The sequence below is a fragment of the Micromonospora chalcea genome (assembly GCF_002926165.1).
Taxonomy (GTDB): Bacteria; Actinomycetota; Actinomycetes; order Mycobacteriales; family Micromonosporaceae; genus Micromonospora; species Micromonospora chalcea.
Map to the genome: position 1 here is coordinate 39,092 of NZ_MAGP01000128.1, position 10,743 is coordinate 49,834.

10 protein-coding genes are annotated in these 10,743 nt (G+C 73.7%); 7 read left to right on the plus strand and 3 right to left on the minus strand.

Features of this window, described 5'->3' with window-relative positions:
- Positions 1-21: 21 nt before the first annotated feature.
- Both BAW75_RS20775 and BAW75_RS20780 read right to left on the minus strand, forming a co-directional pair.
- Positions 22-942: a DUF559 domain-containing protein gene (locus tag BAW75_RS20775; RefSeq protein WP_104114604.1), complete on the minus strand. Its 921-nt coding sequence runs from the start codon at positions 940-942 to the stop codon at positions 22-24.
- Between the two features lie 111 nt (positions 943-1,053).
- Positions 1,054-2,370 carry a D-arabinono-1,4-lactone oxidase gene (locus BAW75_RS20780; RefSeq protein ID WP_208635283.1) on the minus strand — a complete coding sequence of 439 codons (1,317 nt, stop codon included), beginning with the start codon at positions 2,368-2,370 and terminating at the stop codon, positions 1,054-1,056.
- A 219-nt stretch (positions 2,371-2,589) separates the two neighbouring features.
- Between BAW75_RS20780 and BAW75_RS20785 the strand changes: the two genes are divergently transcribed.
- Positions 2,590-3,165, plus strand: coding sequence for a TetR/AcrR family transcriptional regulator (locus BAW75_RS20785; protein WP_030503760.1), 576 nt, complete (start codon positions 2,590-2,592; stop codon positions 3,163-3,165).
- A gap of 64 nt (positions 3,166-3,229) precedes the next feature.
- Here the strand turns inward: BAW75_RS20785 and BAW75_RS20790 are convergent, their stop codons facing one another.
- The gene (locus tag BAW75_RS20790) at positions 3,230-4,438 is read right to left on the minus strand and encodes an amino acid deaminase/aldolase (protein ID WP_104114599.1); all 1,209 of its coding nucleotides are present in this window, start codon (positions 4,436-4,438) and stop codon (positions 3,230-3,232) included.
- 217 nt (positions 4,439-4,655) lie between these two features.
- Here BAW75_RS20790 and tmk point away from each other — a divergent pair, with 217 nt between their 5' ends.
- The 6 genes from tmk to BAW75_RS20820 all read left to right on the plus strand — a co-directional run bounded on the left by tmk (position 4,656) and on the right by BAW75_RS20820 (position 10,649).
- Positions 4,656-6,812 carry a dTMP kinase gene (tmk, locus tag BAW75_RS20795; protein ID WP_244206191.1) on the plus strand — a complete coding sequence of 719 codons (2,157 nt, stop codon included), beginning with the start codon at positions 4,656-4,658 and terminating at the stop codon, positions 6,810-6,812.
- Entirely contained in the window at positions 6,809-8,107 is a 1,299-nt protein-coding gene (locus BAW75_RS20800) for a DNA polymerase III subunit delta' (RefSeq protein WP_104114600.1), read from the plus strand. The genes tmk and BAW75_RS20800 overlap by 4 nt, the downstream gene beginning before the upstream one ends.
- Positions 8,108-8,242: 135 nt before the next feature.
- Positions 8,243-8,572, plus strand: a complete 330-nt coding sequence (locus tag BAW75_RS20805; protein WP_104114601.1) for a YbaB/EbfC family nucleoid-associated protein — start codon at positions 8,243-8,245, stop codon at positions 8,570-8,572.
- Between the two features lies 1 nt (position 8,573).
- Positions 8,574-8,879 (plus strand): hypothetical protein, encoded by a 306-nt coding sequence (locus BAW75_RS20810; protein ID WP_030503764.1) that lies wholly within the window; start codon positions 8,574-8,576, stop codon positions 8,877-8,879.
- A complete protein-coding gene (locus BAW75_RS20815) occupies positions 8,879-9,547 on the plus strand; it encodes a hypothetical protein (RefSeq protein WP_064448457.1) in 669 nt (222 codons plus the stop codon). Before BAW75_RS20810 ends, BAW75_RS20815 begins: the two co-directional genes overlap by 1 nt.
- A 259-nt stretch (positions 9,548-9,806) precedes the next feature.
- Positions 9,807-10,649 (plus strand): PSP1 domain-containing protein, encoded by an 843-nt coding sequence (locus BAW75_RS20820; RefSeq protein ID WP_043327224.1) that lies wholly within the window; start codon positions 9,807-9,809, stop codon positions 10,647-10,649.
- Positions 10,650-10,743 lie beyond the last annotated feature (94 nt).

The following is a 10,743-nucleotide window of genomic DNA, read 5'->3' on the forward strand; positions in this document are numbered from 1 at the left end:
GGGCGTTTCCGTACCAAGATCTCAGCCGGGCCAGCCTGCGGATCGCAGGGCGGCACGCAACTGGGTGATCACACGGGTGGGGTCGTTGCGGACGGCCCAGGCGGGGAAGCGGAGCACCCGGTCACCGGTGGACCAGACGTCGTTCTGCCGCTGCATGTCCGCCCAGGCGGTCCTCGGGTCGAAGTGCTGCCCGCCGTCGATCTCGACGTGCACACGCCACCGCTCGAACCAGACGTCGAGGTAGCGCCGCCGCCCGGTGGCGTCTCGCCGCACGACCTGGAGAGACGGTTCGGGTAGCCCGGCCCGCCGGACTAGATCGAGGAAGTCGAGTTCGGCGAGGGAGTGGGCGCCGCCCGCCGCGTCGGTGGCGGTCGTCAGGATCAGGCGGTGGCGACGCGCCCGGGGAAGCCGTTCCAGCACCCGGTGCAGGTCGTCGCCCCAGACCAGGCGTTGCTGGAAGCCCGCCGCGATGACGGCCCGTGCCTCCTCGTCGGTCGCTGCCCACTGCGCCGCGTCGACGAGCGAGCGGGCCGGCATGGTCCGGCGGGGCCGGCCGATCGCGAGCACGTCCTCCGGCGGTAGCACTGTGGTGCGGTGGACCCGTACGCCAGGTGGTATCGCCCGGGTCTGGTGCCGGGCCGGCAGCAGCAGATGGATGAGTCGGCTCTCGTAGCGCCTGAGCCCCCAGCACTGGGCTGCGGTGAGTCCGCCCAATGTCGCGGCCGGTCCAGCCGCCAGCACCGCGATCCAGCGCCGCTCATCCGGGCCGATGGGACCGTCGTGCGTGACGTAGACCCGGGGGTGCACCTGCCGCCAGCGCCCGCTGGCGATGCGGTGCCGGATCGTCTTCTCGGACAGGAACCGCCGAGCCTGCACCGCACCCAGCACTCGCGCCTGACGGAAGAGCAACCAGCTCAGTTCCCCCGCGTCGTCCCCCGGCATCTCCACACCGGCAACCCCACCCGAACAGCACCCGTCACGCTGCCCCTGTGGACAACCGCCGAGATCTTGGTACGAAGACGCCCCTCGATGGGCGTCTTCGTACCAAGATCTTCAGGAGCCCAGGACCTGGGTCAAGTACGGGTTCTGGAAAAGGTTGTGGGGGTCCAGGCGGGTGCGGACGGATTGGAAGTCCGTGAATCTCGGGTAGGCGGTGGCCAGCGACTCCGCATCGCGCCAGTGCAGCTTGCCCCAGTGCGGGCGACCACCCAGCTCCGTCGCCACCTGCTCGAACGCGCGAAAATAAGGCTCGTACGGCATGCCCACGTACTGGTGCACGGCGATGTACGCCGAGTCCCGCCCGTACGAATGGGACAGCCAGATGTCGTCGGCGGCGGTGAACCGCACCTCGACCGGGAACAGCACCTTGAAGGGCAGCCGGTCCACGATCCGGCGCAGCTCGGCGAGCGCCGTGGGCAGCGCCTCGCGCGGCAGGCCGTACTCCATCTCCACGAAGCGGACCCGGCGCGGTGTGCAGAAGACCTGGTCGGAGCGGCCGGTGTAGGTGCGTTCGGTGAGCGCGCGGGCGGAGACGGCACTGATCGTGGGGGCGAGGGCGGGTACGGCGCGGCCGAGGCGGCAGGCGCCGGCGAAGACGGTGTTGGAGAGGAACTCGTCGTCGAGCCAGCCGCGCCAGCCGGGCAGCGGCTGGTCGTCGGCGGGTACCCGGTCGTTGGTCTTGACCTGCACCCGGTCGGTGTACGGGAACCAGTAGAACTCGGCGTGGTCGTGCGCCTCGTACAGGCCGGGCAGGTCGCCGAGCACCTCGGCGAGCGGGGCGGGGCGTTCGTGCGCGCGCAGCACGAAGGCGTCGACGCAGCGCAGCGTGACCTCGACCAGTACGCCGACCGCGCCGAGCCCGACCCGGGCGGCGTCGAAGACGTCGCGGTTCTCCTCGGCCGAGCAGCGCAGCACCTCGCCGGTGCCGGTGACGAGCGTCAGCCCAGCCACGAAGGTGGACAGGCAGCCCAGTTTCGCCCCGGTGCCGTGGGTGCCGGTGGAGAGCGCGCCGGCGATGGTCTGGGCGTCGATGTCGCCGAGATTCGGCATCGCCAGGCCGTGCCCGGCGAGCAGTTCGTTGAGCGTGTGCAACGTCATTCCAGCCGGTACGGTGACCAGGCGGCGCGCCACATCGACGGTGACGTCTGTCTCCAGTTCGGCGAGGTCGATGCGGTGCCCGTCGGCCACAGCCGTGGCGGTGAAGGAGTGGCCGCTGCCGGTGGCCCGGACGGTCCGGCCGGCCGCGGCGGCCTGACGGACCGCCTCGACGACGTCGGAGACGCTACGCGGGCGCACGGTGAGGAGCGCGGAGCTGTGCTGGTTGCCGGCCCAGTTGGACCAGGTGGCGGTGGTACCGGTCATCGCGGCCACTCCTCGACATGAATATGAACTGAATTCATATCAGGAACGTTGTGCCTGGTAAATACCGCAATCGAGCCCGGCTCGTTGTACCGGTAGTCACAGACTCGTGACGTGCAGATATGTTCATCCGTCGAAGGGGGGTGGCGCCGAGTGTCCACACCAGCCGCCACGACCGGGCCGCTGCGTCGGGTACCGGTGCAGGGTCGAAGTGTCGCGCGGGTCCAGCGGATGCTGGACGCCTGCGCCGAGCTCGTCGACGAGGTGGGGTACGAAGGGCTGACCACGACCCTGCTCGCCGAGCGCGCCGAGGTGGCGATCGGGTCGGTGTACCAGTTCTTTCCGGACAAGCGGGCCATCGTGCAGGCGCTGACGCTGCGGACCATGGAGTCCTACCTCCAGCGGCTCGACGAGCGGTTCGCGTCGGACGATCTGACGCACTGGTGGGACGGCGTCGACGCGGCGATCGACGAGTACATCTCGATGCACCGCACCGTCCCCGGTTTCCGTACCCTGCACTTCGGCGACGTGGTCGACCTGCATCTGCTGGACGACCAGCGGGACAACAACGGGGTCATCGCGGAGCAGCTCGCCCGCGTACTCACCGAGCGTTTCGGCCTGGCCGGGGTGCCCGACCTGCGGTTCCACCTGGAGGTCGCGGTCGAGGCGGCCGACGCCCTGATCAAGCTGGCCTTCCGCCGCCGCACCGACGGCGACGAGCGGGTGCTGGTCGAGGCGAAGGCCCTCATCCGGGAGTACCTGCACCGGCAGGTCAACGCTCCCACGGAGGCCGTGTCCCAGGGCTGAGCGGCACGCCGAGCGGCGGGTTCCCGGGTGCGCCGGGGCCCGCCGTCGTCACGCCGGCGGCGGGTCAGAGGAAGGCGTGGCCCTCGCCCCGGTAGGTGGGCACCGTCGCGACCACCGCGTCCCCGTCGACCAGGTGCACCTCGTTGACGTGCTCGCACATCTCGCCGGCCTTGGCGTGGCGGAACCACACCCGGTCACCGACCCGCAGGCCGTCCGCGGCGTCCCCGGCGAGCGGCGTCTGCACCTCACCGGCGCCCTCCGCGCCGAGCAGCTTCAGGCCGTCCGGCAGCCAGGGCCGGGGCAGCCGGCTGCTCGCCGCCTGGCCGGAGGCGATCCAGCCGCCGCCGAGCACCGTCGCCAGCCCGGGCGCCGGGCGGCGGACCACCGCGCAGGCGAAGAACGCCGCCGGGGTCGGCCGCCAGGCACGGTACGCGTCGAACAGCGTCGGCCCGTACAGGCCGGAGCCCGCGGTGACCTCGGTGACCGCGGGGTCGGCGCTGGTGGCGGCCACGCTGCCGGTGCCGCCGCCGTTGACGAACTCCAGGTCGGCGTGTTCGCGTACCGCGGCGACCGCGTCCGAGCGGCGGGCCAGCAGTTCCCGGTACGACCCGCGCTGCGCGACCCGGATCGCCGAGCCGAGCACCGCCTGCCCGGGTGGCGCGTCGCCCAGACCGGCGATCTGCGCCTCGTACGACATCAGGCCGACCAGCCGGAAGCCCGGCCGGGCGGCGACGGCGGCGGCGAGCGCGCCGGCCGCCGTGGCGCTGTGCACCGGGGAGCGGCGCACGCCGACGTGCACCCGGCCCCGCAGCGGCCGCCAGGAGGCGTCCAGGTCGAGGCAGATCCGCAGCGCGGGGCGGCGCGCGGGCGGGCAGACCTGGTCGATCAGGTCGAGCTGGGCGGGGTCGTCGACCATCAGCGTCACCGCGTCGGTGAGCGCCGGGTCGGCGGCCAGTTCGGCGAGGCCGGCCCGGTGCGCCGTCGGGTACGCCACCAGCACGTCGTCGCTGACGCCGGAGCGGGCGAGCCAGACCGCCTCGGGCAGGGTGAAGGCCATCACGCCCTGCCAGCCGGGGCGGCCGAGCACGCGGGTCAGCAGTTCGCGGACCCGTACCGACTTGCTCGCCACGCGCAGCGGCTTGCCGTCGGCCCGGCCGGTCAGCGCGCCGGCGTTGGCGTCGAACGCGGAGAGGTCGACCACCGCGTACGGCGGGTCGAGGTGAGCGGTCGCCCGGTCGAGACGCTCGCGAAGTTTGTCACGGTCGATGGCCACGTCTGCACGCTAACTGTCTGGGCGAGAATGCGAAATACCCTCGCGTCTGTCCGGGCTGCGGGCGGTGGTCCCGGCGGCCTAGGCTCAGCGAGCAGGTGAATGTCGCGCAGGCCTGCTCCTCCCGCGCGACTAGAGTGTTCCACCGGGGATGCCCAGACCTGGGCCGGCACGTGGAGGTACGGCCATCGAAAGCCAGAACAACGGCGAGTCGCCCGGCGTGTCGTCGCCCGGGACAGCCGCCGACCACTCCGGCGTCGCCGCCATCCGCTCGGTGCTGCGCATCCGGCCGTTCCGCAGGCTGTGGATCGTCCTCAGCGCCGCCTCCTTCGGCGACTGGCTCGGTCTGCTCGCCACCGCGCTGTTCGCCGCGTCCCAGGTCTCCGGCAGCACCGCCCAGGGCGCCGCGTTCGGCGGTGTGACAGCGATCCGGCTGCTCCCGGCGCTGGTGCTCGGGCCGGTGGCGGGCGTGTTCGCCGACCGGTTCGACCGCCGGTGGACGATGGTCATCTGCGACCTGCTGCGCTTCGTGCTGTTCGCCTCGATCCCGCTCTACGCGCTGACCGGCGCCGCCGGCGGGCTGGTGGTCGGCTGGGCGCTGATCGCCACGTTCCTGATCGAGTCGATCACGCTGATGTGGATCCCGGCCAAGGAAGCGGCGGTTCCCAACCTCATCCCGCGTACCCGGCTGGAAGCGGCGAACCAGCTCACGCTGATCACCACGTACGGCCTCACGCCGGTGGCCGCGGCCATCGCGCTGGCCGTGCTGGACCGCGGCGTCCGCGGCGCGGTCGGCGGCGACCTGCCGAACTGGGCCGAGCCGGCCCAGCTCGCGCTCTGGTTCAACGCGTTCTCCCGGCTGGCCACCGCGCTCGTGGTGGCGTTCGGGATCAAGGAGATCAGCCACGCCCAGCGCGGCGAGGCCGAGCGCTCCGAGCAGAGCATGTTCCGGCAGTTCTCCGAGGGCTGGAAGTACATCGGCCAGACCCCGCTCGTCCGCGGCCTGGTGCTGGGCATCTTCGGCGCGTTCGCCGGCGGCGGCATCGTGGTCGGCACGGCCAAGTTCTTCGCCAACTCGCTCGGCGCCGGTGACGCCGCGTTCTCGCTGCTCTTCGGCGCGATCTTCGTCGGCCTGGCGCTCGGCATCGGCCTCGGCCCGATGATCGTGCGGGACATGTCCCGCCGCCGCTGGTTCGGCATGAGCATCGTGCTCGCCAGCGCCTCGGTGCTGGTGCTCGCGTTCGCCATCCACCTGTCGATGGCCATCCTCGGCGCGATCCTGGTCGGCGCGGGCGCCGGCATGGCGTTCCTGGCCGGCACCACGCTGCTCGGCGGCGAGGTCGCCGACGAGGTACGCGGGCGCGTCTTCGCGGTGGTGCAGATCGGCACCCGGCTGGTGCTGATCCTCGCCATCGCGCTCAGCAGCCTCCTGGTCGGCGTCGGCGGCTCCCGCCAGCTCACCATCGCCGACCTGGGCATCTCCATCTCCTCGACCCGCCTGCTGCTGCTCGCCGCCGGCGCGGCCGGCATCATCGCCGGCATCAGCGCGTTCGGCCAGATGGACGACAAGAAGGGCGTGCCGGTCCTCGCCGACCTGTGGGGCTCGATCCGGGGCCGCCCGCTGATGCCGGCCGAGCCGTTCGTCTCCAGCGGTCTCTTCGTGGTCTTCGAGGGCGGCGAGGGCGCCGGCAAGTCCACCCAGCTCGCCGTGCTCGCCGAGCGCCTGCGCGCGCAGGGGCGGGACGTGGTGGTCACCCGCGAGCCGGGCGCCACACCGGTCGGTGAGCGGATCCGCTCGCTGGTGCTTGACACCGGCACGGACGAGGCGCCGTCGCCACGCGCCGAGGCGCTGCTCTACGCCGCCGACCGGGCGCACCACGTCGCGACTGTCGTCCGCCCGGCGCTCGTGCGCGGCGCGGTGGTGATCAGTGACCGGTACGTCGACTCGTCGCTCGCCTACCAGGGCGCCGGCCGGACGCTGCCGGTGGACGAGGTCTCCTGGCTCTCGTCCTGGGCCACCGGCGGGCTCAAGCCCGATCTGGTGGTGCTGCTCGACGTCGAGCCGCGTACCGGCCTGAGCCGGGTGGAGACGCGCAACGAGGGGGCCGACCGGCTGGAGGCCGAGTCGCTGACGTTCCACGAGCGCGTCCGGTACGCCTTCCTCGACCTGGCCGCCGGTGACCCGAAGCGTTACCTCGTGCTCGACGCGTCCCGGCCGGTGGACGAGATCGCCGACGCGGTGGCCCGCCGGGTGGGTGAGTTCCTCGCCGACCCGGGCGGGATCGTGCACCCGCGTCCGGCGCAGGGTCCGGACACCTCGGTCCAGCCCGAGTTATCCGACGCGGAGCTGGTGACGATGGAGCAACCCCGAAGATGACCGACGTCTTCGGCGATCTGGTCGGGCAGGACGAGGCGGTGGACACGCTGCGGCGGGCCGCCGCCTCGGCCGCCGCGCTGCTGCGCGCCGCCGTGCCCGTCGCGGCCGGCGCGCCGGCGGGCGGGTACGACGACCTCGACGCGCTCGCCGAGGAGTTCGACGGCACCGACGCCGACTCAGGTCCGGCACCCGCCGCTGAAGCCGATCCCGGCGCCGGGATGACCCACGCCTGGATCTTCACCGGGCCGCCCGGATCCGGCCGGTCGGTGGCCGCCCGCGCGTTCGCCGCCGCCCTGCAGTGCGTGCACGGCACCGGATGCGGCAGCTGCCCCGGCTGTCACACCACGCTCACCGGCACGCACGCCGACGTGCGCCTCGTCGTCCCGGACGGGCTCTCCATCGGTGTCGGCGAGATGCGCGCGCTGGTGCTCAGGGCGGCGAGCACGCCGTCCGGTGGCCGGTGGCAGGTAGTGATCATCGAGGACGCCGACCGGCTCACCGAGGCCGCCGGCAACGCGCTGCTCAAGGCGATCGAGGAGCCGCCGCCGCGTACCGTCTTCCTGCTCTGCGCCCCGTCCACCCACCCGGACGACATCTCCGTGACCATCCGGTCGCGCTGCCGCGTCGTACCGTTGCGCCAGCCGCCGCCGGCCGCGGTGGCCGAGGTGCTGGTCCGCCGGGACGGCATCGCGCCGGACGTGGCCGAGTGGGCCGCGGCGGCCGCGCAGGGGCACGTGGGCCGGGCCCGGCGGCTGGCCCGCGACCCGGAGGCCCGGCAGCGGCGCGACGCGGTGCTGGCCGTGCCGCGCCGGCTGACCGGCGTGGGCGCGGCGTTCGACGCCGCCTCGGCGCTGATCGAGGCCGCCGAGGCGGAGGCCGCCGCCTCGGTCGTCGAGATCGACGAGGCGGAGCGTACGGCGTTGCAGACCGCGCTCGGTGCGGGCGGCACCGGCCGGGGCGCGGCCGGCGCCATGCGCGGCGCGGCCGGCCAGCTCAAGGATCTGGAGAAGCGGCAGAAGTCGCGGGCCACCCGTGCCCAGCGGGACGCGCTCGACCGGGCGCTTGTCGACCTGGCCGGGTTCTACCGGGACGCGCTCACCATGGCGTTGCGGGCGCCGGTCGCCCCGGTGCACACCGACACCGCGGCGCTGGCCGGCGCGGGCGCGCAGAAGTGGGACGCCGAGGGCTCGCTGCGCCGTCTGGAGGCGGTGCTGGAGTGCCGGGCGGCGATCGAGGCGAACGTCAAGCCGCGGATCGCGGTGGAGGCGATGATGCTCGCCCTCTGGCGCGGCTGACCCACGCCCGCTCCACGCTGTCCACAGGGCATCGACACGCGCGATTGGCGTGCGGTACGGTCCCCGGTGATGCCGCCGTGATCGAGGCGGCACGCTCAGTGATGTTGGGGCCGACCGGCCGGGAGGAGTCCGCCGATGCCGCGGGGCGAGATCGACGAGGCCTGGATCGAGGAGGCGTTGCGGCGCTACCGCCGCATCGAGAACCTGCAGGCCGAGTTCGACCAGGCGGTGGCCACTGTCGAGGTCACCGTCCGCTCGCCCGACGGCCTTGTCGAGGTGGTGGTGACAGCCGGTGGGCGCATCACCGACGTGCGTTTCCTCGGGCCGCTGCACCACCGCAGCCCACGTGACGTGGCCGGGTCGGTGCAGGCGGCGGTCACCGCCGCCGCCGACGCGGCGCAGTGGGCGCGGGAGAAGCTGCACAACGAGACGTTCGCGGCCTACCGGCCGCTGGCGGGAGCCTGACATGGAGACGCTGCGCGCCCTGGCCGCCCGCCTCGACGAGGCCGGCGCGACCCTCGCCACGCTGGCCCGCACGGTCACCGCCACCGACCCGCCGCACCCCGCGTTCGGCGCGCACGCCGCCGGCCGGCCCGGTGAGGTGGGCCGCGCGCTGCACCGGCAGTGGACCGCCGCCACCGCCGACCGGGCGCGCGAGGCACAGGCTGCCGCCGTCCGGCTGGCCGCCGCCGCGGCCGCGCTGCGCAGCGCCGCCGACCGCTATGCCGCCGCCGACGACGGCGTGGCCCGGCGGCTGGCCCGGGAGGCCTGATGGACGCGCTCGACCGCCTCGCGGAGCCGGGGCTCGACCTGCTCGCCCGCGTCGACACGCTGCTCGCCGCCGGCGCGCCCGAGGGCCACCGCCTCTGGCCGCTGCTGCGCCGCATGCAGGTGCTCCCCGGCGCGGCCGTGCGCGAGTTCCTCGACCTGCACCCCGCGCCGCTGACCGACGCCGGCCACGCCGTGCGCCGGCTCGTCCGGGGGTACGACGACACCTGCGCCCTGCTCGGCGACCAGGTCGCCTGGTCCGGCGCCGCCGCGTCGGCGTACGACGAGGCGCGCGCAACACTGCTCCGGCACCTGGACGAGGGGCCGGAGAGCCTGGTCGGGCGGCTGGAGTCGACGGCGAGTTACGCGGACGCGCTGGCCGGCTGGGTGGAGGGCAGCCGGGTCGCGCTGGCCCGCGCGCTGGCCGAGGTGCTGGGTTCGTCCGAGGCGGTCGCCGTGCACGCGGCGACCCGGCCCGGCGTCCACGCCGGACCGGCCGGGGCGTCGGCCGCGGCCGAGATCGCCACCCGGATCCTGGGCGTGCTCGGAGTCGCCTACGACGGCGCCGAGACGCTGCTGCGTCAGTGGGGGCCGAGCCTCGCCGAGACGGTCTGGCGGGATCGGCCGGCGGTCGCGCCGCACTACGGCGGCACCACCCGAATCGGCTACTGACGGTCCACGGCGCCGCGCGCCGGACCGGCCGTGGCCGGGCAACGGCGGCGACGCCGTGGACTTCCCCTGCACCCCCCGCAGGTATGTCTTCACTCAACGCTGTCGGCAGACGCTTGTCCCGGCGGCGGGCGAGGTTTCAGCCGTCCGGGCGAGGCGAAGGGGCGATTCGGCCGGGTCGACGGAGCCGATCGCCGCTGTCGGTGACCGTACGGCGACCGCCCGCCGTACGGCGGGCCCCGATCCGCGTAGGGTGGGGCGCATGGGCATGCTCTGCGCGGTCAGTTTCAACCGGTACGGGCGCCTCTACTACCTCGACCCGGGCGAGCTGCGCCCGCAGGTGGGCGACCGGGTGCTGGTGCCCACCGACGAGGGGCCCGAGGTGGCCGAGTGCGTCTGGGCGGCCCAGTGGGTCACCGAGGACACCGACGGATTCCCGAAACTCGCCGGGCTCGCCGAGGACGACGATCTGCGCCGCGACGAGATGCTGCGCCGGCGCAAGGCCGAGGCGAAGGTGGCCGCCAAGCGGCTGATCCGCGAACACGGCCTGCCGATGAAGGTGGTAGCCGTCGACCACGTCCTGGCCACGCCGGAGAACGGCAGCGACCGCACCACCATCTACTTCACCGCGCCGCACCGGGTCGACTTCCGTTCCCTGGTCCGTGACCTGGGCGCCACCCTGCACTGCCGGGTCGAGCTGCGGCAGCTGTCCGCCCGCGACTCGGCACGGGTGCAGGGCGGCATCGGCTCCTGCGGGCGTGACCTGTGCTGCGCCACGTTCCTGACCGACTTCGAGCCGGTGACCATCCGGATGGCGAAGGACCAGGACCTGCCGCTCAACCCCCTGCGCATCTCCGGCGCGTGCGGGCGGCTGATGTGCTGCCTGAAGTACGAGCACCCGCTGTACCAGAAGTTCCAGGAGACGGCCCCCGCGGTCGGCAGCCGGGTGTCCACGCCGCAGGGTGAGGGCAAGGTGGTCGGCCACAGCGTCCCGCGCGACGCGGTGACGGTCCGCCTGGACGCCGACGGCTCCCGCTCGATGTGCTCCCGCGCGTCGGTCTGCGGCCCCAGACAGGCCCACGACCAGCACTACCCCCAGCCCTGACCGCTGCCCGCCCCTTCGGCGGCGATCAGGGGTCAGCGGATGACGATCGGGGGTTCGGCCAGGCGGGTGGTCAGCGGGGCCTTCGGGGTCAGCC

What these genes read in the sequence shown, in the direction of transcription:
- BAW75_RS20785 (WP_030503760.1), top strand. Translation starts at nt 2,590, where the DNA reads ATGCTGGACGCCTGCGCCGAGCTCGTCGACGAGGTGGGGTACGAAGGG.
- BAW75_RS20800 (WP_104114600.1), top strand. Translation starts at nt 6,809, where the DNA reads ATGACCGACGTCTTCGGCGATCTGGTCGGGCAGGACGAGGCGGTGGAC.
- BAW75_RS20820 (WP_043327224.1), top strand. Translation starts at nt 9,807, where the DNA reads ATGGGCATGCTCTGCGCGGTCAGTTTCAACCGGTACGGGCGCCTCTAC.
- BAW75_RS20815 (WP_064448457.1), top strand. Translation starts at nt 8,879, where the DNA reads ATGGACGCGCTCGACCGCCTCGCGGAGCCGGGGCTCGACCTGCTCGCC.
- BAW75_RS20775 (WP_104114604.1), bottom strand. Translation starts at nt 942, where the DNA reads ATGCCGGGGGACGACGCGGGGGAACTGAGCTGGTTGCTCTTCCGTCAG.
- BAW75_RS20805 (WP_104114601.1), top strand. Translation starts at nt 8,243, where the DNA reads ATGCCGCGGGGCGAGATCGACGAGGCCTGGATCGAGGAGGCGTTGCGG.
- BAW75_RS20810 (WP_030503764.1), top strand. Translation starts at nt 8,574, where the DNA reads ATGGAGACGCTGCGCGCCCTGGCCGCCCGCCTCGACGAGGCCGGCGCG.